The sequence below is a fragment of the Hyalangium sp. genome (assembly GCF_045802625.1).
Lineage (GTDB): Bacteria > Myxococcota > Myxococcia > Myxococcales > Myxococcaceae > Hyalangium.
Map to the genome: position 1 here is coordinate 89,708 of NZ_JBJMQP010000053.1, position 24,114 is coordinate 113,821.

Below are 24,114 nucleotides of genomic sequence, written 5' to 3' on the forward strand. Positions count from 1 at the left end.
GGTCGGGGTCCCATGGCCGAACCGGAACCCACCCCCCCCAGGCCGAGCCCGCTGGACGCGCTGATGCGCCGTCTGGGGCTGGGCGACAAAGCCTGGGGCCGCCGCCTGACGCTCGTGGCGCTGCTGCTCGTGGTGTCCGTGGCCGCCGGCTTCGTCATCTCTCCGGGGCTCTACAGCCAGCAGATCCCAGCCCTCACGGCGGAGCACCTGGGCAAGCCTTTCCGGGCCAACTCGCCCGCGGGCTTCAAGGCCGCCCGGGACTACGACATCGTCTACAGCGCGATGACGGAGCAGCGGCGCCAGGAGGCCCGCAACACCGTCCGTCCCGTCTACGACTTGAACCCGGACGTCGTGGATCAGATCCGCGGCGCGGTGAAGCAGGCCTTCGCGCGGATGCGCAAGCGCGTGGCCGCGAAGGCTCCCCCGGAAAAGGCCGCGGGTGGGGAAGGGGAGGCGGAGGTACGCAAGGACGGCAAGGCCGCGGAGGCTCGCAAGGCGAAGAAGCCCGCGCCGCCCCCGACGCCCGAGGAGCTGGAGCGCCAGCGCAAGGAGCGCGAGGCGCTGCAGGGAGACTTCCAGGAGCTGCTCTTCGGCCAGCGGGACACGGCCTTGGAGACGGAGGACTTCCAGGCGCTGCTGGCCAACGGCTTCTCGGAGGAGGCCGAGGCGGCCACGCTGGTGCTGCTGGAGCGGGCGTATGGCTCGGAGCGGGGGCCGCTCTACATCGCCGGCTCGCGTGAGGAGCTGACGCGCGAGGGCCCCCAGGGCATCACCGTCCGGGATGTGCGCCACAGCGGCGAGCAGGTGCTGCCGGGCAACGCGGCGAACGTGATGGACACGCGCGAGGCCTGGGCGGAGATGGATCGGTTCGCCTCCATCCCGGGCAACCTGCTGCCGGATGCTCCGGGCGTGCAGCGCCGGGCGGTGCTGCGGCTGGCCAAGCGGATGGTGCGGCCGGACCTGACCATCAACATCGCCGAGACGAACGCGCGGCGCGTCAAGGCGGGGGATGCGGTGAAGGACGCCGTCATCTCGCTGAAGAAGGGGCAGCGCGTCATTGGTGACGGCGAGCTGGTGAACGACACGCACCTGGTCATCCTCCAGGGGATGCGGGCGCAGACGGACCGGCTGGATCTGCTCCAGCTGCAGGTGGGCGGCACGGGGCTGGTGGCGCTGCTGGTGGCGGCGTGCTTCGTGTTCTGCCGCACGGCCTTCCGGCGGTTCCGGCCCACGCGCAAGGACGGGCTGCTGCTGGCGATGCTGCTGGTGGTGATGCTGGGGCTGTTGCAGCTCTGGGTGTCCATCGCGGACGCGGTGCAGGACCGGTACACGGCGCTGCCCATCGAGGCGCTCTACTACACCTTCCCGGTGGCGGCGGGCGCGATGCTGGTGCGCTTCATCCTCTCGGAGGAGCTGTCGCTCTTCTTCGCCATCGTGCTGGCGAGCCTGGCCGGGGTGATGCTGGGCAACTCGCTGTCGTTCGGCATCTACACGCTGGTGGGCTCGCTGGTGGCGGCCGACCGCATCACCCGGGCGCGTGACCGGGTGGGCATCTTCAAGGCGGGGCTGATCACCGGCGCGGTGAACCTGGTGGACGTGCTGTTCCTGTTCCTGGTGGACGGCAAGGGGCTCACGGGGGACACGGCGTTCACGGCGCTGTTCGCCTTCATGGGCACCACGCTGGCGGTGCCGGTGATGGTGATGGCGCTCACGCCGCTGATCGAGGCGCTGTTCGGCTACGCCTCGGACATCAAGCTGCTGGAGCTGGCCAACCTCAACCACCCGGCGCTCAAGGAGCTCATCGTCCAGGCCCCGGGCACCTACCACCACTCGATCATCATCGGGACGCTGGTGGAGAACGCGGCGGAGGCCATTGGCGCCAACCCGCTGCTGGCGCGCTCGTGCGCCTACTACCACGACATCGGAAAGGGCCGGAACCCGCTCTACTTCGGCGAGAACCAGAAGGGCGAGAACCGGCACGACTCGCTGGCGCCCGCCATGAGCGCCGTCATCATCAAGCGCCACGTGACGGAAGGCCTGGAGATGGCCCGGCAGTACCGGCTGCCCAAGCTGGTGGCGGACGCGATTCCGCAGCACCACGGCACGCGGATGGTGGGCTACTTCTTCCACAAGGCCTCCAAGGAGCAGGAGGGCAAGGAGAACCCCCAGCCCATCGACGAGAGCATCTACCGCTACCCGGGCCCCAAGCCCCAGTTCCGCGAGGCGGCGCTGGTGATGATCGCCGACGCGGTGGAGGCCTCCACGCGCGCCATGCCCGAGCCCACCAAGCCGAAGCTCCAGGCGCAGGTGCAGAAGATGATCAACATCATCTTCTCCGAGGGCCAGCTGGACGAGTGTGACTTGACGCTGAAGGACCTGAACCTGATCGCCGGCTCCTTCCTGCACACGCTCGAGGGCATCTACCACGCGCGGCCCGAGTACCCGGCCGGGGCGCTGGGAGGTGGCCCTAAGGGGACTCCGCTGATGGTGGCGCCCACGTCCAAGCCGGACAGCAAGGCCAAGACGGCCTGAGCCGCCCGCCCGAGGAGTCGAACCGTGAGACTGCGCAAGGGAAAGCTCATCCCCCGCGAGGATGGCAAGCGCATCGAGGAGTTCATTGGCGCGGCCACCACGGGGAGCGCCTCGGTGTCCGTGGCGAGGATGCTGGCGCCGCCGGGCTGGTCCGAGCCCGCGCAGAAGCCCGAGTTCGATGAGGCGGTGCTCGTGCTCCGAGGCGAGCTGACGCTGGTCATCGACGGCAAGCGCGAGCGCATTGGCCCGGGCGAGGTGGGGTGGGTGCCCAAGGGCCGGCGCGTCACCTACCGCAACGACGGGCAGGGCGCGTGTGACTACTGGTCCATCTGCGCGCCGGCGTTCCGGCCCGAGCTGGCGCACATCGAGGAGCTCAAGCAGGAGCCCCAGGCCAACCACGTCACCGTGCAGGTGGCGCATGCCCAGGGAGAGGCGTTCGCGCGGCCCCTCGCCTCGCTGGGGCGCACGTTCCTGGAGCGGCTGGATCTGCACGGCTGCGAGCTGTCGCTCTCGCTGGTGGGAGACCGGGCCATCCGGCGGCTCAACCGCACCTGGCGCAAGAAGGACAAGCCCACGGACGTGCTCAGCTTCCCGGCGGGAGCTCTGCCGCGAGGCACTCCGGGGCCGAGGCAGCTCGGCGACGTGGTCATCTCGCTGGACACGGCCAAGCGGCAGGCGAAGGAGTACGGGCGGACGCTGGAGGCGGAGGTGTCTCGCTACCTGGCGCATGGCCTGCTGCACCTGCTCGGGCACGATCACGAGAAGGCCCACGAGGCCCGGAAGATGGCGGCCCTGGAGGAGAAGCTGCTCGGAGAGGGCGGCATGGTGGCGGACGCGGTCCGGGCGGGGCGTGCTCGGCGGCTCGTCTGACAATCGGCCGAACCTCTTCGTTGTGTCGCGCGGTGTGCGTGATAGGTAGTCAGGCCCCCGCGTGTTGGACGGAACATGCCTCGCTCTGCGCCATTGATTGCCTGCCTGCTCGGCCTGCTGCTCGTCGCGGCTCCGGCCCACGCGGTCTCCCGCCCGCCTTGGGGCACCGGAGAGAGCCATGGCGAGGACCTGGTTATCTCTCTGGTGACGTTCAGCCCCGGGGATGACGTGGCCTCGTGGTGGGGCCATGGCTCGCTGGTGGTGGAGGACCAGCGGCTGGGCTCCGCGCGGCTCTACAACTACGGGATGTTCAGCTTCGATTCGACCATGCTCGCGCGCTACGCCATGGGGCGGCTCGAGTTCTGGGTCGCCGAGGCGAGCCCGTCCGGCACGTACCGGCTCTACCGGGCGATGGACCGGGATGTCCGCATCCAGGAGCTGAACCTCACGCCGGATCAGCGCCTGGAGATTGGCCGCCTGCTCGCGGACAACGTCCTGCCGGAGAACCGGGACTACCTCTACCAGCACTACAGCGACAACTGCGTCACCCGGCTGCGGGACATGATCGACAAGGCCGTGGGCGGACAGCTCAAGCAGGCCGACAGCGCTCCGGCTCGGATGACGCTGCGCGACCACACGCGCCGCTACACCGCGGTCAGCCCGCCGATGAGCGTGCTGCTCGACTTCCTGATGAACGACGAGATCGACCGGCCCATCACCCGCTGGGACGAGGCGTTCCTCCCGGACGAGCTGGAGCGGCAGGTGGCCTCGCTCCAGGTGACGAGGCCGGATGGGCAGAAGGTGCCGCTCGTCGCGAAGCACTGGGACTTCTACAAGTCCAACCGGACGCCTCCCCCGGAGGAGCCGCCGCGCTATGGCCCGTGGATGCTGCTCATGGGGCTGGCCCTGGGCGCCAGCGCGCTCGGGCTGGGGTACTGGGGCCGGCGCGGAGGCCGCCTGCCGCGCGTGCTGCTGGGGCTGGAGCAGGTGGTGCTGGGGCTGGGGCTCGGGTTCCCGGGCACGGCGCTGCTCATCATGTGGCTGTTCACCGATCACACGGTGACGTACCGCAACGAGAACCTGTTCCTGGCCAACCCGCTGACGCTGCTGGTGTTTCCGCTCGGCATCGCGTTCATCTTCGGCTCGAAGCGGGCGCGGGCGTGGCTGCGAGTCATCTGGCTGGGGCTGGCGGGGCTGGGCGTGCTCGGGCTGGTGCTGAAGCTCCTCCCGGTGTTCAACCAGGACAACTGGCGGCTGATCGCGCTCATCCTGCCCATCTCGCTGGGCTTCGCGGGCGCGTTCAACCTGGAGCGGTTGCTGGCGCGGCTGTCAGCCGGGAGCCGCGCTCCGGGTCAGCAGCCCCTTCCTTCTTCCCTGAAAACCTAGCGCGCGGGCTGCGCGCCGACGAGGACACGGACATGGCGAACGATACGATGGAGAAGATCGGTGGACTTCGCGAGCGCCTGCTGGCGCTCCGGGGGCATCTTTGACCTCGACCGCAAGAGGTCTCGCATCGAGCTGATCGAGCGTGACTCCACGCTCCCCAACTTCTGGGACGACAACACCAAGGCGCAGGCGCTGCTGAAGGAGAAGTCCACGCTCGAGGCGAGCGTGGGCGCCTTCGACAAGACGCTGCGCGGGCTGGACGACGCGCAGACGCTGCTGGAACTGGCCAAGGAGATGAACGACGAGGCCAGCGCCCACGAGGCGGAGGGCACGCTGCCGTCGCTGGAGGCGGAGGTGGCCAAGCTGGAGCTGGCGCGGATGCTCTCGGGCGAGAACGACCGTAACCACTGCTTCATGGACATCAACGCGGGCGCGGGCGGCACGGACAGCATGGACTGGGCGGCCATGCTGATGCGCATGTACACGCGCTTCTGCGAGAAGCGCGGCTGGGAAGTCGAGATCACCGACATGGTCGCGGGCGAGGAGGCGGGCTACAAGAACATCTCGCTGCACATCCGCGGCGAGTACGCCTACGGCTACCTCAAGGCCGAGGTGGGAGTGCACCGGCTGGTGCGCATCAGCCCCTTCGACGCGAACGCACGGCGGCAGACGGCGTTTGCCTCGGTGGACGTGCACCCGGAGGTGGACGACTCGATCAAGATCGACATCCCCGAGAAGGACTACGAGCTGAAGTTCATCCGAGGCGGCGGCGCGGGCGGCCAGAAGGTGAACAAGACCTCGTCCACGGCGCAGCTGCGCCACCTGCCCACGGGCATTCTCATCACGTGCCAGACCGAACGCTCGCAGTCGGCCAACAAGGACATGGCGTTCAAGATCCTGCGCGGGCGCCTGTACGAGCTGGAGCTCAAGAGGCGCGAGGTCGAGCGCGACGCGGCGGAGGCGCAGAAGAAGGACATCTCCTTCGGCTCGCAGATCCGCAGCTACGTGCTGGCCCCCTACCGGATGGTGAAGGACCTGCGCACCGGCGTGGAGACGGGCAACGTGGACGCGGTGCTGGACGGCGAGCTGGATGAGTTCATCACCTCCCAGCTCCTGGGGGTGAAGAACCCCAACCGCAGCGCCTCGGTGGACTGAGCGGAGTCATAGAGAGGGGAAGCATGGCTCGGGCACTCATCGTGCTGGCGGTGCTGTTCGCGGTGGTTGCTCGAGCCCAGGAGGAGAATGACTCCTGGTGCGAGGTGATGAAGGGCGATGACGGCAAGCCCTACGTCATCGCGGACGGGGAAGGGCAGAAGAAGTGCTCGGCGCGGCTGTGCGTGGGCACCTACTGGCACAACATGGGGTTTGACCACGGCGCCACCTGCCTCTACGCGGCGGACACCGCGGGCACTCCGACCGACAGCAAGACCCTGGCCGTGGACTTCAACGGGAGAGTCGCGTTCCGTCTGCTCCCCGATGACACCATCGAGCTCGTCATGGGCTCCAGCGATGGGGCGAGCCAACGGCACTACCGGGTGGATGAGCACGGCAAGCTGGTCCTGCTGAAAGCGCCGGCTCCTCCTCGGAAGGCGGCCGCCGCACGGCCTGTGCCCAACGAGGACGGGCACTGCTCCATGCTGAGGGACCAGCCGATCGAGTGCACGGGAACCGCACCGGCCGAGAGCGTGCGGCAAGCCGCCGCGAAGGCGTGCCAGAAGCCGCCTGAGCAAGAGGTGTTCGGCGTGTGCTCGAAGGCTGGGTGCATGGGGATCGTGCGCGCGGACGAGCGGGACGAACCGCCGTGCATCACCTGGACGGGCAAGGGCCGTGCGCCCCAGGTTCTCCCCTTCGTGGACGGGGAGCCCGTCAGCGTCTCGCTCATGGGAACCGAGCTCTGCATGACGGGCTCGGGGGGCTGTCCGACTGGCTGTGACAACACCGCTTGCGCCGATGTCTCAGGTCCCCAGCCGCGGTGGCAAGTGGGGATGCCACCGCCCGCCGTGCACGGGAAGGGGATCTATGAGGTGCTCAAGTTCAGCGGAGCGCCTCCCCAGCTCAACGGTAAGGCGGACGAACCCGAGTGGAGCAAGGGCGCCACCCTCTGGATGAACACCCTGCTGGAGGTGCGGGAGGGACTCAACGACTGGCGTGGCCCCGAGGATGCGTCCGCCGAGTGGATCTTCCGGTGGACCGAGGGGGCGCTGCTCGTTCTCGTCCGGATTCATGATGATCACGTGATGGCCGGAGACACCTTGGCCTCGAACGACGCGCTGGGCCTGGGGCCCGCGGTGCTCACCCTCGCGCCGAAGGGGAAGGTCCAGGTCTCGGGGGTGCCTCATGCCACCTGTGCCTGGGCCGAGGCCCCGGGCGGCTACCGGATGGAGTGTTCGATTCCGTGGACGGACCTTCAGCTCGCGGCGCCCACGGCCCGCTGGAATGATCTGGAGCTGAAGCTCATGGACTGGGATGGCGGCAGCGCGCCGCTCAAGCGCCTCGAAGGGACACTCCAAGGGCGTGCGTGGAAGGCGTACCCCCCACCCTGGGATGAGGCCCTGAAGTTCATGGAGACTCCCTGGTGACAGGGCGGGAACCTCCGGGCCGGGCTGGTGTCCAAGGGGACGCGGGGCAGCCGGAGCCGGTGTAGTAGGCTCGGAGGGGTGCCCTGGGAGCCGGGCCGCGGGAGGTACGGGTGTCTTCGGGCGAAGTGCTCGACATCGCACAGCAGACAGTGGCGGCCGGGGCTCCGGAAGTGAGCGAGCGCGTGCTGCTGTCCCGGCTGCGCCGCGGAGAGCCCGAGGCCTTCGAGGTGCTCGTGCGCGAGCACCAGGACCGCATCTTCGACTTCTGCGTCCGGATGGTGGGCGACCGCGAGGAGGCGAACGATCTCGTCCAGGAGATCTTCGTCAGCGTCCACCAGAACGTGGGCAAGTTCCGCGAGGACTCCAAGCTATCCACGTGGATCTTCCGCATCAGCAAGAACCAGTGCATCAACCGCCTCAAGTACCTGAAACGCCGAGGCCGTGGCCGTTCGGACGAGTACGAGGAAGTGGGGGAAGGTGCGCTCTCTGCCGCCATGGGGGCCCCGCCGACGCCGGATGCGGCGTTGGAGTCTGCACGGGAGCGGGCGCGGGTGCAGTGGGCGATCTCCCAGCTCGAGCCGGACGCGCGCATGTTGGTGGCGCTGCGAGACATTGAAGGGCTGAGCTACGACGAGATCATGGAGATTACGGAGCTGCCGGAGGGGACGGTGAAGAGCCGGCTGCACCGGGCGCGGGAGAAGCTGGCGGATTTGCTGGGGCGGCTTGAGGAATGAGTGGGATTCAGCGGAGACTGATGGACGTGGAACCGCAACTGAACCACCGGGAAGCGAAGGCCCTGTTCTTCGCGCTGGCCGACGAGGAGCTGCCGGAGCCGCAGGCTCAGGCGGTGCGCTCGCACCTGGACGGCTGCGAGGAGTGCCGGGCCGGGTGGGATCTCTACGCGAAGACGGTGCAGCGGGTGCGCAAGGTGGAGCGGGAGAAGGCTCCGCCGGTGATGGCCTCGCTGGTGATGAACCGGGTGAAGCGAGAGCGGCGGTTTGGCGGCCTGCGCAAGCTGCACCTGGCGCACACGTACCACCGCTTCCCGGTGGAGATCCTCATCCCGCTGCTGCTGGCAGCGGCGGTGGCGGCGTTCCTGGTGATGTCCGCGTCGTGAGCTGGGGCTGAGGGCCTCAGCGGCGCCGTGGCTCGAACACAGAGTGTTTGCTGGCAGTTCTCCCCAGCAACGGTGGCACAGGCCGAGACGGCGTCATCGAACCGGATGCACTGCTGGCCCGAGGGGCATGTTCCTTCCTTGCAGTTCGGGAGGCATAGCGGGCCGTTGAGACTGTCCGCACAGAAGGAGCCTCGAGGACAACTCGACATGACGAGCACGAGCGGCAGTGGAAGAAGCACACCCGCAGAATGATGGTATCACCGGGAAGCCCGCCCTCTCGGGTAGGTTGGGGCACCCCCTACGACACCGGCAGGACACGAGCCAACAGGATGCGTTGCGTCCCGGGGTGGGCTTGGCTACGGTGCCGCGCCCTTGGAAGGGCGCGTCATGGCTGAGACCGAAAACAAGAGCGAGAAGGCGGCTGAGGCGGACCTCGGGTCCAAAGAGCAGGAGATCTACCAGCAGCGCCTGGACAAGGCGGGCAAGTGGCGCGAGGCGGGCTTCAACCCGTACGGCAACGGCTACCGCCCCGAGCACCAGGCCGCCGAGATCCATGCCAGGCACGGCTCCCAGTCCGCCGAGGAGCTCGAGAAGGCCCCCGCCACGTACACCGTGGCCGGTCGCATCATCGCCATGCGCACCTTCGGCAAGGCCGCCTTCATCAAGCTCCGGGATCGCTCCGGCGAGATCCAGGTCCACATGAAGAAGGATGCGCTCGGAGACTCCTACGAGGCCTTCAAGCTGTGCGACGTGGGCGACTTCCTCGGCGCCACCGGCCCCGTGTTCCGCACCAAGACAGGCGAGCTGTCCCTGTCCGCCACGAAGTTCATCCCGCTCACCAAGTCCCTGCGCCCCCTGCCCGAGAAGTGGCACGGCCTCACGGACGTGGAGATCCGCTACCGCCAGCGCTACCTGGATCTGGTCTCCAACCCCGAGGTGAAGCAGACCTTCCTCAAGCGCAACAAGCTGGTGCGCTTCATCCGCGAGTTCCTCGACGCCCGCGACTTCATCGAGGTGGAGACCCCGATGATGCACCCGCTGGTCTCCGGCGCGGCGGCGCGGCCCTTCAAGACGCACCACAACGCGCTCGACATCGATCTGTACATGCGCATCGCCCCGGAGCTGTACCTCAAGCGCCTGGTGGTGGGCGGCATTGAGCGCGTCTACGAGATCAACCGCAACTTCCGCAACGAGGGCATCAGCACCCGGCACAACCCCGAGTTCACGATGCTCGAGTTCTATCAGGCGTATGCCACGTACGAGGACCTGATGGATCTCTCCGAGCAGATGATCTCCGAGGCCGCCCAGGCCGTCACCGGCAACACCAAGGTCGCCTACCAGGGGCACACGCTGGACTTCGGCAAGGGCTGGAAGCGCATCCCCATGACGGAGGCCATCCGCGAGGCGGTGGGCGGCGCGCTGTCCGACAAGGACATGTCCGACCCGGACAAGCTGCGCCACGAGCTGCTGAAGACCACCCACGCCGAGTCCGAGCGCCGCGCCATCGAGACCATGAACCACGGCGAGCTGGTGGGCGCCCTCTTCGAGCACCACGTCGAGAGCACCCTCATCCACCCGACGTTCATCACCCATTTCCCTACCTCGGTGAGCCCGTTGGCGCGGCGCAACGACCAGAACCCGGAAATCACGGACCGGTTCGAGCTGTTCGTCGCCGGCCGGGAGATCGCCAACGCCTTCTCCGAGCTGAACGATCCGATCGATCAGAAGGGCCGTTTCCTGAACCAGCTCGAGGCCAAGCAGCGCGGCCAGCAGGAGACGATGGACTACGACGAGGACTACATCCGCGCGCTCGAGCACGGCATGCCGCCCACGGCCGGTGAGGGCATCGGGATTGATCGGCTCGCGATGTTGTTCACGGATGCACCGTCCATCCGGGACGTCATCCTCTTCCCGCTCCTCAAGCCGCAGGCCAGGTAGCCAAGGGTCCTCGTGCAAAGCGCCGAACGACAGACCGTCTATCGCTGGGGTTACGTCTGGAGCGGCGTGCTCATCGCCGCCGTGGGCTTCGTGCTCCTGGGGATCGCCATCTCGCGCTCCCAGGCGTGGGCCGAGGTCGCCAGCGGGCTCGGCCTGACCGTGATGGGGTGGGGCAGCCTGCTGCAGACCCTCAACGCCCTGTCGCTCACTCCGGCGCAGCTCGCGCTCAAGGAGCCGCTGGTCATCAACGGCACGCAGTTCCTGGTGGCGGGCGTGCTCGCCTGGCTGGCCGGCTGGGGGCTCCTGGCGGCGGGCATCCAGCGGGCCCCGGCTCCCACCGAGGGTGCCAGCCCCGCGGCGGGGGCCCCGCTGTACCCCCGGCTCGCGGGCTACCGGGACTTCTACTGGAGCACGCTCGGCGCCTACGGCGGCGGCATCCTGCTGGCCGAGATCGTCCTCATCCTGCTGCAGACGCTGCTGTCCAGCGGCCTGGCGGAGAGCGGAGACGGGGGCAGCTCCGGCTCGGGGTTCCAGCTCGCGCCCCCGTGGGCCTTTGCCGTGGCGCTCATCGTGGCCTGCGGTGTGGCCTTCGTCTCGGGCTCCATCGGCGCGGCGCGCGCCCGGCGGCTGGCCATGCCCGAGGCCACCATCGGCGTCTTCTACCTGGGCCTGCCCATCCCCATCGTGCTCACGCTGATGGAGCGGGTGAACTCGCTCCAGCTCGCGTTCGGCCACCGGCTGCGCGAGGTGACGTACGTGGCGGGCCTGCTGGGCCGGCCGGAGCTGGCGTACTGGCTCGTGTTCGGCCTGCTGGTGCTCATGCTGGTGCTGGGCATCAACTCCGGCTTCATCGCCGCGGGCAGCGGGCGGCTGGATCTGCGCTCGGGCTTCGAGCTGTTCGTCGCTCGCCGGCACGTGGCGGTGTTCCGCCCGTCGCTGCTGCTGGGCACCATGGCCGTGCTGCTGCTGGGCATCATCCCGCCGCTCATCATCTACGGCATCATCCGGGCCGTGGAGGCGGCGGTGGAGCGCACCCGCATCCGCGAGCTGGGCATGGCCGATCCGCTCGCGGCGGCCCAGGCGCTCAACAAGCTCAAGCTGCGCCAGCAGTCGCCCACCATGATGATGACGGCGCTGTCGGTGGGCGGCGTGGGCGTGGGCGTGATGGCGCTCATCGTCGTGCTCTCGGTGATGAGCGGCTTCGAGATCGATCTGCAGCAGAAGATCCTCGGCACCTACGCGCACGCGGTGGTGAGCAAGTACGCGGGCGATCTGCCCGAGTATCCCAAGCTCATGGAGCAGATCACCAAGGTGCGCGGCGTCATCGGCCAGTCCCCGTTCATCGTCAACCAGGTGATGATCGCCTCCGAGGGCAACGTGGACGGCGTCGTCATCAAGGGCATCGACCCGAAGACGGTGGGCGAGGTGACGGAGCTGCCCTCGTACATGCTGCCGGGCGGCTCGCTGGACTACCTGACGCAGCCGGAGCTCATCCTGCCCAAGCGCGGCCCAGGCAGTCCGGGCTCGCCCATGCTGGACGACAAGCCCGCGGGCGGCGAGCCGCCTCCGGCCAACGATGAGAAGGATGAGGGCAAGGGCGACAAGGGCGCGGACGAGGAAGAGGTCGATCCCATCATCGGCAAGGCGACCAAGCCGGCCAAGGAGCAGGTGCTGCCGGGCATCATCCTCGGGCGCGAGCTGGCGGCCTCCCTGCGCGTGGTGGTGGGAGACCGGGTGAACGTCGTCTCGCCGCTGGGCACCGAGCTGGGGCCCACCGGGCCCGTGCCGAAGAACCGCGCCTTCCGTGTGGCGGGCGTCTTCTACTCGGGCATGTACGAGTACGACTCCAAGTTCGTCTACATCTCGCTCCAGGAGGCCGAGAAGTTCTTCGATGTGAAGGGCGCCACCGGCATCGAGCTGAAGGTGGCGGACATCGACGACGCGCGGCGCATCGCCGCCGACGTGGTGCGCAGGCTCGGGGGCTACCCGTACCGGGCTCGCGACTGGAGCGAGATGAACAAGAACCTCTTCTCCGCGCTGCGCCTGGAGAAGCTGGTGATGGGCATCATCCTCTCCATCATCATCGTCGTGGCCGCGGGCCTGATCGTCGCCACCGTCATCATGCTGGTGCTGGAGAAGCGCAAGGAGATCTCCGTGCTCAAGGCGCTGGGCGTCTCGGACGCGGGCATCGTGAAGATCTTCCTCGCCGAGGGCCTGCAGATCGGCGTGGCTGGCGGCCTGCTGGGCCTGTTGTCCGGCCTGGCCTGGTGCATCTTCATCGAGAAGGTGGGCATCAAGTTGGATCCGGAGGTCTATTACATCCCCTCGCTCCCGGTGAAGATCGAGCCGGTGCAGACCATCCTGGCCGTGGTCATCGCGGTGCTCGTCACCTACCTGGCCTCCATCTACCCGGCGCTCAAGGCCAGTAGCGTGGAGCCGGTCGAAGGCCTCAAGGCGGAGTAGGCGATGCCATTCCTCTCCATCCGCAACGTCTTCAAGAGCTACTTCCTGCACGGCAAGCGCATTGACGTGCTGCGCGGCGTCTCGCTCGACATCGAGCGCGGCGAGCTGGTGAGCCTCGTCGGCCCCTCCGGCGCCGGCAAGAGCACCTTCCTCCACGTGATTGGCACACTGGACGCGCCCGCCGCCGGCGAGGTGCTCTGCGACGGGCGCTCTGTCTTCTCCATGAACGACGCGGAGATCGCCGAGTTCCGCAACCGCACCATCGGCTTCGTCTTCCAGAGCCACTACCTGCTGCCGGAGTTCACCGCGCTGGAGAACGTGGCCATGCCGGCGCTCGTCCAGCGCGCGGACCGCGCGAAGACGTACGCCCAGGCCCGCGAGCTGCTGGAGCGGGTGGGGCTGGGGAGCCGCGTGGAGCACAAGCCTGGCGAGCTGTCGGGCGGCGAAGCGCAGCGTGTGGCCCTGGCGCGCGCCCTGGTCCTCCAGCCCGCCATCCTGCTGGCCGACGAGCCAACCGGTAACCTGGACCCGGCCACCGGCGAGGGCATCCACCAGCTCCTGAGAGACGTGAACCGGGACCTGGGCATCACCGCCGTGGTGGTCACCCACAATGAGACGCTTGCCCGCTCCATGCCACGCCGGCTGCGCCTTGCAGGCGGGCAGGTAACGGACGCTTGAAATACTCCCCGCGCTTTTGGATTGAGGGACGCCGAACCTATCCCGTAGATTGCCCCGCCCTTTACAGGCCGACTGCCCCTTGAGGTCTCCCGTTCTGTCGCACAAGACTCTCCTGCCGCTGCTTGCGATGACGCTGTGGGCGCTCGTGCCTGGCCGTGCGCTCGCGCAGGCTCAGACGGGTGCGCCCGCAGCGCCTCCCGCGACGGGCGCCCAGGCCCCTGCCGCCGCCACTCCTCCCGCGGATGCTCCTGTCGAAGAGGAGCTGCCCTCGGGGCAGGAGCAGAGCGAGCGCGTCGTCGAGGTTCGTGTCGAGGGCAACCACCGCGTGGAGGCCGAGGCCGTCCGTCGCGCGCTCGTCACCAAGCAGGGCGCCCTCTTCGATCCCACCCGCACCGCCGAGGACCTCCGGGCCATCTGGACCCTGGGGTACTTCACGGATGTTCAGATCCTGGTGCAGCGCCTGCCCAAGGGCCTCGCCTACGTCATCCGCGTCCAGGAGCGCCCCTCCGTCCGCTCCGTGAAGCTGCTGGGCAACGAGGAGCTGAGCCAGGACGACCTGAAGGAGCAGATCGAGGTCAAGGCCGCCACCATCCTGGACATGGACGCCGTGCGCTCCACGGTGAAGAAGATCCAGGAGAAGTACGTGGAGAAGGGCTACTTCCTGGCGGAGGTCACCCACAAGCTCCAGCCCGTCGACAACGGCGCCAACGTGGACGTGGTGTTCGTCATCAACGAGCACGCCAAGGTGATGGTGAAGGAGATCACCTTCATTGGCGCCCAGAAGGTGAGCGTCGAGGAGCTCAAGGGCGTGATGGTGACCAAGGAGGGAGGCTACTTCTCCTTCCTCACCGGCGAGGGCACCTACCGCGAGGAGGCCTTCCAGAGAGATCTGGCCGTCATCCAGGCCACCTACTACGACCACGGCTTCATCAACGTCCGCATCGACAAGCCGTCGATCTCCCTGTCGGCGGACAAGCGCTACATCTTCATCACCCTCAAGGTGACCGAGGGCGAGCCGTACGACATCGGCAAGCTGGACTTCGCGGGCGACCTCATCGTCCCCAAGGAGAAGCTGTCGGCGAAGATGACCAGCACGCCGCACGAGCGCTTCAACCGCTCCAAGCTCTCCGCGGACATCCTGGCGCTCACGGACGTCTACTACGACGAGGGCTACGCGTACGCGAACATCAACCCCGTCACCGCGGTGAACGCGGACAGCAAGACGGTGGACCTGACCTTCGACGTGCAGAAGGGCCCGCAGGTCACCATCGAGCGCATCGATCTCATCGGCAACAGCAAGACGCGCGACCGGGTCATCCGGCGCGAGCTGCGCGTGTACGAGGGCGAGCTCTACAACGGCACGGGCGTGCGCAAGAGCAAGGAGCGCGTCACCGCGCTGGGCTTCTTCGAGACGGTGGACATCACCCAGAAGCCGGGCAGCGCGGACGACAAGATCGTCCTCCAGGTGGAGGTGAAGGAGAAGGCCACGGGCACCTTCCAGATCGGCCTGGGCTTCTCCAACGTGGAGAACTTCATCTTCACGGCCCAGGTGTCCCAGAACAACTTCCTGGGGTGGGGGCAGAGCGTCTCGGCCTCGGCACAGATCTCCGGGCTGAAGTCGCTGATCCAGCTCTCGTACTACGATCCCTACTTCCTGGACACCCAGTACCTGCTGTCCGCGGACTTCTACCGGGTGGACGCGGACTATGACGGCTTCATCCGCCGCTCCACGGGCGGCAGCGTGTCGCTGGGCTACCAGTTCGTGGACGACGTGCTGGGCACCGTGGGCTACACGCGCGAGTACGTGAACGTGGAGGCGGGCCAGGCGCTGGGCTCGGTGCTGCTGGCCAACCAGTTCCTCAGCGGCGTCACCAGCGCCCTGCGCCTGTCGCTGTCCTTCGATCGCCGCGACAACCGCCTGTTCCCCTCGCGAGGCTTCATCCACTACGGCTCGGTGGAGTTCGCCCCCAGCGTCCTGGGCGGCACCTTCCTCTTCACCCGCTACACGGCCTACTCGCGCCTCTACTTCCCCATGCCGCTGGGCATGGTGTTCAAGACGAACGCCACGGTGGGCCTCATCCAGCAGCTGGATCCGCAAAAACCGCTGCCCATCTCCGAGCTCTACTACCTGGGCGGCATCAACACCGTGCGCGGCTACCTGCTGCGCAGCATCAGCCCCTCGCTGACGGTGCCACGCTCGAGCTCGCCGGATGCCACCGTCACCGAGTTCCGCACCGGCGGCAACAAGCAGCTCGTCCTCAACCTGGAGCTGGAGTTCCCCGTCTTCGAGAAGGCCGGCATCCGCGGCGTGCTCTTCTATGACGCCGGTAACGCCTACGCCTCCAACGAGAGCTTCTTCCAGGACCGGCAGGACAAGGTGCCGCTCGGCCTCTTCCACTCCGTGGGCTTCGGGTTCCGCTGGTTCTCGCCGGTGGGCCCCCTGCGCTTCGAGTGGGGCTTCCCGCTCACCAAGCGTCCGGAAGACGAGCCCTATCTGTTCGAGTTCACCATCGGCAACTTCTTCTGATTTCTGATAAGGCGTCCCACCCGGTGCTCCGGGCACCTCCCCCGTGGGAGGCGCGTTGAAGAACCGTCGCAGAGGGACGTCGGAGCCAGCAACACCCCCTAGGAGCCTTTGACATGTCGCTTCGAAGCACCCTCGCGGCCGTGGCCGCCGCCCTGACGCTTGCCCTCCCGATCGCTGCCTCCGCGCAGCAGAACCTGAAGCTGGGCTACGTGGACTACCAGAAGGTCCTCCTGGAGGTAGAGGACGGCAAGGCCGCCAAGTCCCGCCTCCAGAAGTGGCTCGACGATCGCCAGAAGGAGATCGACAAGGAGCAGGAGGCGCTGCGCAAGGAGAAGGAGCTCCTGGACAAGCAGGCCAGCGCGATGAGCGAGGAGACGCGCATGCAGAAGGCCTCGGAGCTCCAGAAGAAGGTCATTGATCTGACCCAGAAGTGGGACCGCTACCGCGCCGAGGCCGCCAACCGCGAGCGCCAGGAGATGGAGCCCATCATCGGCAAGATCGATCAGGTCATCGAGGGCATCGCCAAGCGGGAAGGGTACACCTTCGTCTTCGAGAAGCGGGACTCGGGCCTGGTCTACGCGCAGAACCAGTACGATCTCACCAGCGAGGTCATGCTGAACTACAACTCCCTGTCCAAGGGCTCGGCGAAGGACGCCCCGGTGGCGAAGGATGCTCCGGTGGCGAAGGACGCCCCCAAGAAGTAGGGCGCTGACCGCCGTGAACCGCGCGTCCACGCCGCGCCGGCTCGGAGAGCTCGCCGCCCACGTGGGAGGCGAGCTGCTCGGGGACGCCGGCCAGCTCATTCAGGGTCTCAACGGGCTCGCCGAGGCGGGTCCCGGGGACGTGTCCTTCTACGGCAACACGAAGTACCGCCGGCAGTACGAGACCACCCGGGCCTCCGCCGTGCTGGTGGGCTCGGACGCGCCGCCGCGAGACGGGGTGGCGCTCATCCGGGTGCCCAACCCGCACCTGGCCTTCGCCCGGCTGCTGTCGCTCTTCCACGCGCCACCTCGGCCCGTGGCGGGAGTGAGCCCCCAGGCGCACGTCCACCCGGAGGCGCGGGTGCACCCCGAGGCCACGGTGATGGCGGGCGCCACGGTGGAGCAGGGGGCCAGCGTGGGGGCCCGCTCGGTGCTCTACCCGGGCGCGTACGTGGGCGAGGCGGCCAGCGTCGGCGAGGACTGCCTGCTGTACCCCAACGCCACCGTGCGCGAGCGCTGCCAGGTGGGCTCGCGCGTCGTCCTCCACGCCTCGTGCGTGGTGGGCGCGGACGGCTTCGGCTTCGCCTTCGACGCCGAGGGGGACAATGGCCCCCAGCACTACAAGATCCCCCAGACGGGCATTGTCCGGATCGAGGATGATGTGGAGGTGGGCGCCTGCACCTGCATCGATCGGGCGACGCTGGGCGAGACGGTGATCGGGCGCGGGACGAAGATCGACAACCTGGTGCAGATCGCCCACAACGTGAAGGTGGGTCCGCTGACGCTCATCTGCGCGCAGGCGGGCGTGTCCGGCTCGGCGGAGCTGGGCACGGGCGTGGTGTTGGCGGGGCAGGTGGGCGTGGTGGGCCACATCCGGGTGGGAGATCTCGCCAAGGTGGGCGCCCAGTCCGGGGTGGCGCACGACGTGGAGGATGGGCAGATCGTCTCCGGCAGCCCGGCCGTGCCGCACAAGGAGTGGCTGCGGGCCTCGGCGGCGATGGGCCAGCTGGGAGATCTGCTCAAGGAAGTACGCGCCCTGCGCCGCAGGGTGGAGAGCCTCGAGAAGGAGAAGGGCGGATGATGGACATCGGAGAGATCCAGCGGCTACTGCCCCACCGCTACCCGTTCCTGCTGGTGGACAAGGTGGTGGAGATCGTCCCTGGCCAGAAGCTGACGGCCTACAAGAACGTCACCATCAACGAGCCCTTCTTCAACGGCCACTTCCCCGGGCACCCGGTGATGCCGGGAGTGCTCATCCTGGAGGCGCTGGCGCAGGCCTCGGCCATCCTCGCGTACAAGAGCGAGAACATGGATCCAGAGCGCAAGGTCACCTACCTGATGGGGGTGGACAACGCGAAGTTCCGCAAGCCGGTGCTCCCCGGGGACAGGCTGCAGCTGGGCATCGAGGTGATCCGCCACAAGGGGGTCATCTGGAAGACGAAGGGCACGGCCACGGTGGATGGCGTGAAGGTGGCCGAGGGCGAGTTCCTGGCCACGGTGGTGGACAAGGACGCGAAGTCCGCCGAGGAGCCGGCGCCCTGAGCGGGCGGGACGGAAGGAGAGAAGGCATGGCTCAGGTTCACCCCACGGCGGTGGTCCATCCGGACGCGCAGCTCCACGACACAGTGGAGGTGGGTCCGTTCTCAGTGATCGGTCCGAAGGTGAGGATTGGCGCCGGTACGCGCGTGGGACCCCACGTGGTCATCGAGGGCCGGACGACGCTGGGCGCGCGCAACCGCGTGTTCCAGTTCTCCTCGCTCGGGGCCGCGCCGCAGGATTTGAAGTACGCGGGCGAGGACACGGAGCTGGTGATCGGCGACGAGAACCAGATCCGCGAGTTCACCACGCTGCACATCGGCACGGCGGGAGGCGGAGGCGTCACCCGGGTGGGTAACCGCAACCTCTTCATGGCCAGCAGCCACGTGGCCCATGACTGCGTGGTGGGCAATGGCTGCATTCTGGCCAACAGCGCCGCGCTGGGCGGGCACGTGGTGGTGGAGGATCACGTCATCTTCTCGGGGCTGACGGCGGTCCACCAGTTCACCCGGGTTGGCAAGCACGCCTTCGTGGCGGGCGGGGCCATGGTGGTGATGGATGTGCCTCCGTACTGCATGGCCCAGGGCGACCGGGCGGAGCTGGTGGGGCTGAACACGGTGGGCCTGGAGCGCCACGGCTTCACCGAGGCGCAGATCGGCCGCATCAAGGAGGCCTACAAGATCCTCTTCCGCTCCAAGCTGCAGATCGCCGAGGCGCTGGCGCGGCTGAAGGCGGAGTTCGGCGGCCAGCCGGAGATCGACCACCTGGTCGAGTTCATCAGCCAGAGCAAGCGCGGGCTGACGCGCTAGGCTGGAGCGGTGGAGCGGATCGGCCTCATCGCGGGCAACGGCCAGTTGCCCTTCCTCTTCGCCCGCGAGGCGCGTGCCCGGGGGCTGGAGGTGATCGTCGCGGCGCACCGGGGCGAGACGGATCCGGCGTTGGAGGCGGAGGTGACGGCCTTCACGTGGGTGCGGCTCGGGCAGGTGGACCGGATTGTCCGCACCTTCCAGAAGGCTGGGGTGGCTCGCGCGGCGATGGCGGGCGGCATCGGCCGGGTGAAGGCGCTGACGGAGGCGCGGCCGGACCTGGGCGCGGTGAAGATCATCTCCCGGCTGCGCAGCTTCCGGGATGACACGCTGCTGCGAGCCATCGCGGACTACTTCGAGGCCCAAGGCGTCACCATCGTGGCGCCGACGGACTACCTGTCCCAGGTGCTCTGCCCCGTGGGGCACCTGGCGGGGCCGCGGCTGCACCCGGCGCAGGAGAAGGACGTGGCGCTGGGGGTGGAGGTGGCGGCGCTGCTGGGCAAGGCGGACGTGGGGCAGACGGTGGTGGTGCGCAACGGCCACGTGCTGGCGCTGGAGGCGGTGGAGGGCACGGACGAGACCATCCGCCGGGGCGGCAAGCTGGGAGGCAAGGGAGCGGTCGTGGTGAAGCGCTGCAAGCCCGGCCAGGATCTGCGCTTCGATTTGCCGGCGGCGGGGCCGCGCACGCTGGACGTGATGCGAGAGGTGGGAGCGAGCGTGCTGGCGCTGGAGGCTGGGCGCACGGTGTTGCTGGACGCGCCTCAACTCTTCAAGGCCGCGGAGTCCGAGGGCATCACCGTGGTCGGAGTCTCCTGAGCGCCATCGCCTCGCAGGCCCATTCCCTGAATGCACGCGTCGTCCTAGCCTCCCTGTGCTGGGAATCTCTCGCGCGAGGGCTCTGTTGGCCTTCGCCCGGCATGCCGAGGTCGCCGCTTCCATGACTGCTCGCCTCCTCCTGCTCTGCCTTGCCCTCGCCTCCACGCCTGCCCTGGCGGGAGATGCCATTCAAGTCTCGCTCGAGGGCCGCAAGGCCCTGGGCCAGGGCACTCCCGCGCTCGAGGTCCACATCCTGGAGCCCATCATTGGCTTCGAGGTGAAGCTGAAGCGCTCGGATGGGAAGGCCGTGGAGTTCAAGGGCGGCGGCAAGCCCGGCACCACCGACACCTTCGAGCTGGAGCAACCCGAGGGCCACTTCCACTACGACGGCGAGCTGACCGTGCGCTTCAAGGGCGCGGACCCGGGCACGATGCCGCTGTCCTTCGACACGGAGCTGCTCGGGCCGCTCAAGCTCACCGTGACGAAGGAGGACCTGGACCTGGCGGCGCAGACGCTGCGCTTCAAGCTGTCCCGGCCCGCCGCGCACGCGAAGGTGGAGGTGCTCATGGACACCGGCCGGCACGCGCTCGACGGAGACGTGAAGTTCCAGGGCGAGCCCGCGGGGACGCCGCTGGAGGTGAAGTGGGCCAAGCTCGACGGCAAGGTGATGAAGATCTCCCTCCGGGCCTATGACACCTCGGACTTCTACACGAGCGTGGACCTCTTCCCGTGGCAGCTCGACATCCCCCACGAGGAAGTGAACTTCCCCACGGGCAGCGCGGAGATCCCCACAGCCGAGCGGGCCAAGCTGGATCACAGCCTCGAGCAGCTCGAACAGTCAGTGGCGCGCTACGAGCGGATCACCGCGGTGCGCCTCTACATCCTGGGCCACACGGACACGGTGGGAGGCACGGACGCCAACCGTGAGCTGTCGCTCCAGCGGGCCCGCAGCATCGCCGCGTACTTCCGCAAGCACGGCGCGCGGCTGCCCATCTTCTACGAGGGCTTTGGCGAACAGGCGCCCCACAAGGTGACGCCGGACGAGACCGCCGAGCCCGCCAACCGCCGCGCCGAGTACATCATCTCCGTGGAGGATCCGGTGCTCACCAACGCCCCCTTCACTCCGCAGTGGAGAAAGCTCTGATGCCTTCTTGGAGGAACCGACGCATGAACCGCCTTGCTCTCGCTACCACCCTCGGCCTGGGGCTCGTGGGCTGTGCGCACTCCCTGCCCTCCGCGCAGAGCATCCAGCAAGAGGATGCCAAGTGCGCGCTGGTCCGGACGCTCCTGAACGAGCCCGTGCCCGCGCAGCACCTCTCCGAGTTCACCACCGAGGGGCGGAAGCTGCCGGTCCCCGTGGCGGTCTTCGTGCGCAAGCCGGAGCAGGGTGTGCTCGAGCGCTTCTTCGTGGCGGACTCGCCCGACTGTGGGGATCCCCAGTTCCAGGTGGTGCGGCAGCTCGGGCGCCAGGGGCTGGTTGTCTACCTGCAGGAGACGCAGGACGGCTACACGTACGACACGCGGCGCGCGGGCCCGGAGGAGCTCTCGATGGGCGGCACGCCCCAGGGCAAGGTCCGGCGCAAGGTCGAGGGCGGCTGGGCCATCGCCAGCGACTGAGCCCACGAGCCGGGCTCAGAGCCCGAGCAGATCCTTGGCTCCGTCCGCCATGAACTGCACGGCGATGGCGGCGAGGATGAGCCCCATCACGCGCTCGAGGATGGCGACACCGGACTGCTTCAGCACGCGCTGCACCAGGTGCGAGGCCCGCAGGATGAAGTAGGCGGCCACGAACGTGAGCGCGATGGCCGCGAGCACCGGCACGCTCATCAACAGCGTCCCGCCCTTGGACATGAGCACCATGGCGCTGGCGATGGCGCCGGGGCCCGCCAGCAGCGGCATGGCCAGCGGCACGAGCGCCACGTCCTCCTTGGCTACGCCCTCCTGCTCCTCGGTGCGGGTGGTGCGCGTCTCCGAGGGCCGGGCGCGGAGCATGTCCAGCGAGGTGATGAGCAGCAGGATGCCGCCGGCCACGCGGAAGGCGGCCAGCGAGACGCCGAACACCTGGAAGATGACCCCGCCGAAGATGGCGAAGAACATCAGCAGCCCGCCAGCCACGAGGCAGGCCCGCAGCGCCGTGCGGCGCATCTTCACCTCCGAGTCCCCCGCGGTAATGGCCAGGAAGATCGGCACCACGCCGATCGGATCCACCACGAAGAAGACGGCGGACAGCGAGACGAGGAAGTGGGTGAGGTAGGGCCCCATCCGCGTCACACGGTCAGGCGGAGCTTCCAGACCATGGTGAGGGCCTCGAGGAAGATCTTCCGGCTCATCTTCGACTGGCCGACGCGGCGATCCTCGAAGACGATGGGCACCTCGCGCACGGTGAAGCCCTTCTTGAGCGTGCGGTAGGTGAGCTCGATCTGGAAGGCGTAGCCGGTGCTCTGCACCTGATCCAGCCCAATGCCCTCCAGCACGCGGCGGTGGAAGCACTTGAAGCCGCCCGTCAGATCATGCACGCCCACGCCCAGGATGGTGCGCGCGTAGAGCGAGCCGCCCTTGCTGATGATCTGCCGCCCCACGCCCCAGTTCACCGTGCCGCCGCCCGTGACGTAGCGCGAGCCCAGCACCAGATCTGCGCCGGCCTCGGCCGTGTCCAGCAGGCTCGGCAGGTAGCGCGGATCATGGCTGAAGTCCGCGTCCATCTCGATGATGTACGTGTAGCCCTCGGCGAGCGCCCAGCGGAAAGCGGCCAGGTAGGCGCGGCCCAGGCCCTCCTTCTTCTCGCGGTGCAGCACGCGGATGCGCGGCTCCTGGGCCGCGAGCCTGTCGGCGATCTGTCCGGTGCCATCCGGCGAGTTGTCATCCACGACGAGGATGTCCACCCGGGGCTCGGCTTTGAGCACCGCCTGGGTGATGGGCTCGAGGTTGTCCGCCTCGTTGTAGGTGGGAATGCAGACCAGCGCGCGATTCATGGCGCGGCGGGACATACCAGAGCCACGGCTCGGCCACTTCAAACTTTGGCGGGGGGAGGCAGCAGCTCCAGCACGGCCTCCGCGGCTCGCTCGGCGGCGCCGGGACCGCCCAGCCGGCCGCGCACCTCTTCCAGTCCCCGGAGCATCTCCTCGCGGGGTGGGCCTGGTTCCCACACACGGCGGATCTCCGCGGCGATGCGCTCGGGCGTCATGTCTCCCTGGAGCAGCTCCGGCACCAGCCGCCGGTTCGCGAGCAGGTTCACCAGGGCCACATGGGCGACCTTCAGCATCACCCGGCCGACCCAGTAGGTGAGCAGCGACACGCGGTAGACGACCACGAGCGGGCGCTGCATCAGCCCTGCCTCCAGCACCGCCGTCCCGGACGCGACGATCGCCGCGTCGCTGGCGCCGACCACCTCGGGAGCGCGGCCCTCCACGAGCCGGGGCGACAGGCCGCTGCCCTCGAAGCGAGAGACGATCTCCTCGCGGGCAATGGTGGGGGCCACGGGGACGACGATCTGCAGGCCCGGCCGCTCGGCCGCGAGCTGCTTCGCCGCGCTCACCATGTCAGGCAGCAGGCGGCGGATCTCGCTCATCCGGCTGCCGGGCAGCAGAGCGAGTGTGGGGGCCTCCACGGAGAGCCCGAGCCGCTCACGGAACTCGGAGGCGCTGGCGGGAGCGGGGACCTGCTCCACCACGGGGCTGCCCACATAGCGCGCGTCCACACCGGAGTCCCGGTAGAACGCCTCCTCGAAGGGCAGGATGCAGAGCATCCGGTCCACGCGCTGGCGAATCGTTTTCACCCGGCCTCGGCGCCAGGCCCAGATCATCGGGGACACGTAGTAGGCGACCGGGACTCCGAGCGCCTTGAGCTTCTTGGCCAGGCGCAGGTTGAAATCAGGGATGTCCACGAGGATGGCGCACGTGGGGCGGCGCTCGGCGGCGGCGGAGGCAAGGCCTCGGAGGACCTGGAGGATGCGAGGAATCTTGGGCAGCACCTCGGTGATGCCCATGACGGATACCTCGTGGGCGCCATAGAGGAGCTCCACGCCGCGAGCGGCCAGCTTCGAGCCTCCCATGCCAAAGAACCGGAGGTCCGGGCGGCGGGCCTGGAGGGCGGCGACGAGCTCGGCGGCGTGGGCGTCGCCGGAGGCTTCACCCGTGACGACGAGGATCTGCGGGGGGGAGTTCAT

Annotated in this window: 21 protein-coding genes; 18 read left to right on the forward strand and 3 right to left on the reverse strand. The window is 68.4% G+C overall.

Annotation, left to right across the window (positions count from 1 at the left end; genetic code table 11):
* Window positions 1-12: 12 nt before the first annotated feature.
* The 18 genes from ACJ8AT_RS10515 to ACJ8AT_RS10600 all read left to right on the forward strand — a co-directional run bounded on the left by ACJ8AT_RS10515 (window position 13) and on the right by ACJ8AT_RS10600 (window position 21,566).
* Window positions 13-2,532 (forward strand): HD family phosphohydrolase, encoded by a 2,520-nt coding sequence (locus ACJ8AT_RS10515; protein ID WP_407737530.1) that lies wholly within the window; start codon window positions 13-15, stop codon window positions 2,530-2,532.
* A 24-nt stretch (window positions 2,533-2,556) separates the two neighbouring features.
* The gene (gene ybeY, locus ACJ8AT_RS10520) at window positions 2,557-3,402 is read left to right on the forward strand and encodes an rRNA maturation RNase YbeY (protein WP_407737531.1); all 846 of its coding nucleotides are present in this window, start codon (window positions 2,557-2,559) and stop codon (window positions 3,400-3,402) included.
* Between the two features lie 75 nt (window positions 3,403-3,477).
* The gene (locus tag ACJ8AT_RS10525) at window positions 3,478-4,788 is read left to right on the forward strand and encodes a DUF4105 domain-containing protein (protein WP_407737532.1); all 1,311 of its coding nucleotides are present in this window, start codon (window positions 3,478-3,480) and stop codon (window positions 4,786-4,788) included.
* A 32-nt stretch (window positions 4,789-4,820) separates the two neighbouring features.
* Window positions 4,821-5,943 (forward strand): peptide chain release factor 2 gene (prfB, locus tag ACJ8AT_RS10530; RefSeq protein WP_407737533.1). Its coding sequence is split into 2 segments (ribosomal slippage): window positions 4,821-4,889 and window positions 4,891-5,943, totalling 1,122 coding nucleotides; the frame shifts between segments, so codons are not numbered across the junction.
* Window positions 5,944-5,966: 23 nt separating this feature from the next.
* The gene (locus ACJ8AT_RS10535) at window positions 5,967-7,367 is read left to right on the forward strand and encodes a hypothetical protein (protein ID WP_407737534.1); all 1,401 of its coding nucleotides are present in this window, start codon (window positions 5,967-5,969) and stop codon (window positions 7,365-7,367) included.
* Between the two features lie 110 nt (window positions 7,368-7,477).
* A complete protein-coding gene (locus tag ACJ8AT_RS10540; protein ID WP_407737535.1) occupies window positions 7,478-8,101 on the forward strand; it encodes an RNA polymerase sigma factor in 624 nt (207 codons plus the stop codon).
* A complete protein-coding gene (locus tag ACJ8AT_RS10545) occupies window positions 8,098-8,484 on the forward strand; it encodes an anti-sigma factor family protein (protein WP_407737536.1) in 387 nt (128 codons plus the stop codon). Before ACJ8AT_RS10540 ends, ACJ8AT_RS10545 begins: the two co-directional genes overlap by 4 nt.
* Window positions 8,485-8,871: 387 nt before the next feature.
* A complete protein-coding gene (gene lysS / locus ACJ8AT_RS10550) occupies window positions 8,872-10,422 on the forward strand; it encodes a lysine--tRNA ligase (RefSeq protein WP_407737537.1) in 1,551 nt (516 codons plus the stop codon).
* 12 nt (window positions 10,423-10,434) lie between these two features.
* Complete coding sequence (locus ACJ8AT_RS10555) at window positions 10,435-12,885, forward strand: FtsX-like permease family protein (RefSeq protein ID WP_407737538.1); 2,451 nt, start codon at window positions 10,435-10,437, stop codon at window positions 12,883-12,885.
* 3 nt (window positions 12,886-12,888) lie between these two features.
* Window positions 12,889-13,563, forward strand: coding sequence for an ABC transporter ATP-binding protein (locus ACJ8AT_RS10560; RefSeq protein ID WP_407737539.1), 675 nt, complete (start codon window positions 12,889-12,891; stop codon window positions 13,561-13,563).
* A 127-nt stretch (window positions 13,564-13,690) separates the two neighbouring features.
* Complete coding sequence (gene bamA / locus ACJ8AT_RS10565) at window positions 13,691-16,090, forward strand: outer membrane protein assembly factor BamA (protein ID WP_407737564.1); 2,400 nt, start codon at window positions 13,691-13,693, stop codon at window positions 16,088-16,090.
* Window positions 16,091-16,203: 113 nt separating this feature from the next.
* Window positions 16,204-16,794, forward strand: a complete 591-nt coding sequence (locus tag ACJ8AT_RS10570; RefSeq protein WP_407737540.1) for an OmpH family outer membrane protein — start codon at window positions 16,204-16,206, stop codon at window positions 16,792-16,794.
* On the forward strand, window positions 16,760-17,872 hold the full coding sequence (gene lpxD / locus ACJ8AT_RS10575; RefSeq protein WP_407737541.1) for a UDP-3-O-(3-hydroxymyristoyl)glucosamine N-acyltransferase: 1,113 nt from the start codon (window positions 16,760-16,762) through the stop codon (window positions 17,870-17,872). The genes ACJ8AT_RS10570 and lpxD overlap by 35 nt, the downstream gene beginning before the upstream one ends.
* The gene (fabZ, locus tag ACJ8AT_RS10580) at window positions 17,869-18,333 is read left to right on the forward strand and encodes a 3-hydroxyacyl-ACP dehydratase FabZ (RefSeq protein ID WP_407737542.1); all 465 of its coding nucleotides are present in this window, start codon (window positions 17,869-17,871) and stop codon (window positions 18,331-18,333) included. Before lpxD ends, fabZ begins: the two co-directional genes overlap by 4 nt.
* Before the next feature lie 26 nt (window positions 18,334-18,359).
* On the forward strand, window positions 18,360-19,136 hold the full coding sequence (lpxA, locus tag ACJ8AT_RS10585) for an acyl-ACP--UDP-N-acetylglucosamine O-acyltransferase (protein WP_407737543.1): 777 nt from the start codon (window positions 18,360-18,362) through the stop codon (window positions 19,134-19,136).
* A gap of 9 nt (window positions 19,137-19,145) precedes the next feature.
* Entirely contained in the window at window positions 19,146-19,949 is an 804-nt protein-coding gene (locus tag ACJ8AT_RS10590) for an LpxI family protein (protein ID WP_407737544.1), read from the forward strand.
* 121 nt (window positions 19,950-20,070) lie between these two features.
* Complete coding sequence (locus ACJ8AT_RS10595) at window positions 20,071-21,093, forward strand: OmpA family protein (protein WP_407737545.1); 1,023 nt, start codon at window positions 20,071-20,073, stop codon at window positions 21,091-21,093.
* A 23-nt stretch (window positions 21,094-21,116) separates the two neighbouring features.
* Window positions 21,117-21,566: a hypothetical protein gene (locus tag ACJ8AT_RS10600; RefSeq protein WP_407737546.1), complete on the forward strand. Its 450-nt coding sequence runs from the start codon at window positions 21,117-21,119 to the stop codon at window positions 21,564-21,566.
* A 15-nt stretch (window positions 21,567-21,581) separates the two neighbouring features.
* Here ACJ8AT_RS10600 and ACJ8AT_RS10605 read toward each other — a convergent pair whose 3' ends face one another.
* Genes ACJ8AT_RS10605 through lpxB form a run of 3 tightly spaced genes read right to left on the reverse strand, consistent with a single transcriptional unit; the run spans window position 21,582 to window position 24,114 of the window.
* Entirely contained in the window at window positions 21,582-22,211 is a 630-nt protein-coding gene (locus tag ACJ8AT_RS10605) for a MarC family protein (protein ID WP_407737547.1), read from the reverse strand.
* A gap of 5 nt (window positions 22,212-22,216) precedes the next feature.
* The gene (locus ACJ8AT_RS10610; protein WP_407737548.1) at window positions 22,217-22,921 is read right to left on the reverse strand and encodes a polyprenol monophosphomannose synthase; all 705 of its coding nucleotides are present in this window, start codon (window positions 22,919-22,921) and stop codon (window positions 22,217-22,219) included.
* Between the two features lie 38 nt (window positions 22,922-22,959).
* Window positions 22,960-24,114, reverse strand: a complete 1,155-nt coding sequence (gene lpxB, locus ACJ8AT_RS10615; protein ID WP_407737549.1) for a lipid-A-disaccharide synthase — start codon at window positions 24,112-24,114, stop codon at window positions 22,960-22,962.

Bases quoted from the DNA above. Each gene is read 5' to 3' on its own strand.
- lpxB (WP_407737549.1), bottom strand. From the start codon at position 24,114: ATGAACTCCCCCCCGCAGATCCTCGTCGTCACGGGTGAAGCCTCCGGC.
- ACJ8AT_RS10545 (WP_407737536.1), top strand. From the start codon at position 8,098: ATGAGTGGGATTCAGCGGAGACTGATGGACGTGGAACCGCAACTGAAC.
- fabZ (WP_407737542.1), top strand. From the start codon at position 17,869: ATGATGGACATCGGAGAGATCCAGCGGCTACTGCCCCACCGCTACCCG.
- ACJ8AT_RS10535 (WP_407737534.1), top strand. From the start codon at position 5,967: ATGGCTCGGGCACTCATCGTGCTGGCGGTGCTGTTCGCGGTGGTTGCT.
- lpxD (WP_407737541.1), top strand. From the start codon at position 16,760: ATGCTCCGGTGGCGAAGGACGCCCCCAAGAAGTAGGGCGCTGACCGCC.
- lpxA (WP_407737543.1), top strand. From the start codon at position 18,360: ATGGCTCAGGTTCACCCCACGGCGGTGGTCCATCCGGACGCGCAGCTC.
- lysS (WP_407737537.1), top strand. From the start codon at position 8,872: ATGGCTGAGACCGAAAACAAGAGCGAGAAGGCGGCTGAGGCGGACCTC.
- ACJ8AT_RS10595 (WP_407737545.1), top strand. From the start codon at position 20,071: ATGACTGCTCGCCTCCTCCTGCTCTGCCTTGCCCTCGCCTCCACGCCT.
- ACJ8AT_RS10605 (WP_407737547.1), bottom strand. From the start codon at position 22,211: ATGGGGCCCTACCTCACCCACTTCCTCGTCTCGCTGTCCGCCGTCTTC.
- ACJ8AT_RS10515 (WP_407737530.1), top strand. From the start codon at position 13: ATGGCCGAACCGGAACCCACCCCCCCCAGGCCGAGCCCGCTGGACGCG.
- ACJ8AT_RS10570 (WP_407737540.1), top strand. From the start codon at position 16,204: ATGTCGCTTCGAAGCACCCTCGCGGCCGTGGCCGCCGCCCTGACGCTT.
- ACJ8AT_RS10600 (WP_407737546.1), top strand. From the start codon at position 21,117: ATGAACCGCCTTGCTCTCGCTACCACCCTCGGCCTGGGGCTCGTGGGC.
- ACJ8AT_RS10560 (WP_407737539.1), top strand. From the start codon at position 12,889: ATGCCATTCCTCTCCATCCGCAACGTCTTCAAGAGCTACTTCCTGCAC.
- ACJ8AT_RS10610 (WP_407737548.1), bottom strand. From the start codon at position 22,921: ATGAATCGCGCGCTGGTCTGCATTCCCACCTACAACGAGGCGGACAAC.
- bamA (WP_407737564.1), top strand. From the start codon at position 13,691: ATGACGCTGTGGGCGCTCGTGCCTGGCCGTGCGCTCGCGCAGGCTCAG.
- ACJ8AT_RS10525 (WP_407737532.1), top strand. From the start codon at position 3,478: ATGCCTCGCTCTGCGCCATTGATTGCCTGCCTGCTCGGCCTGCTGCTC.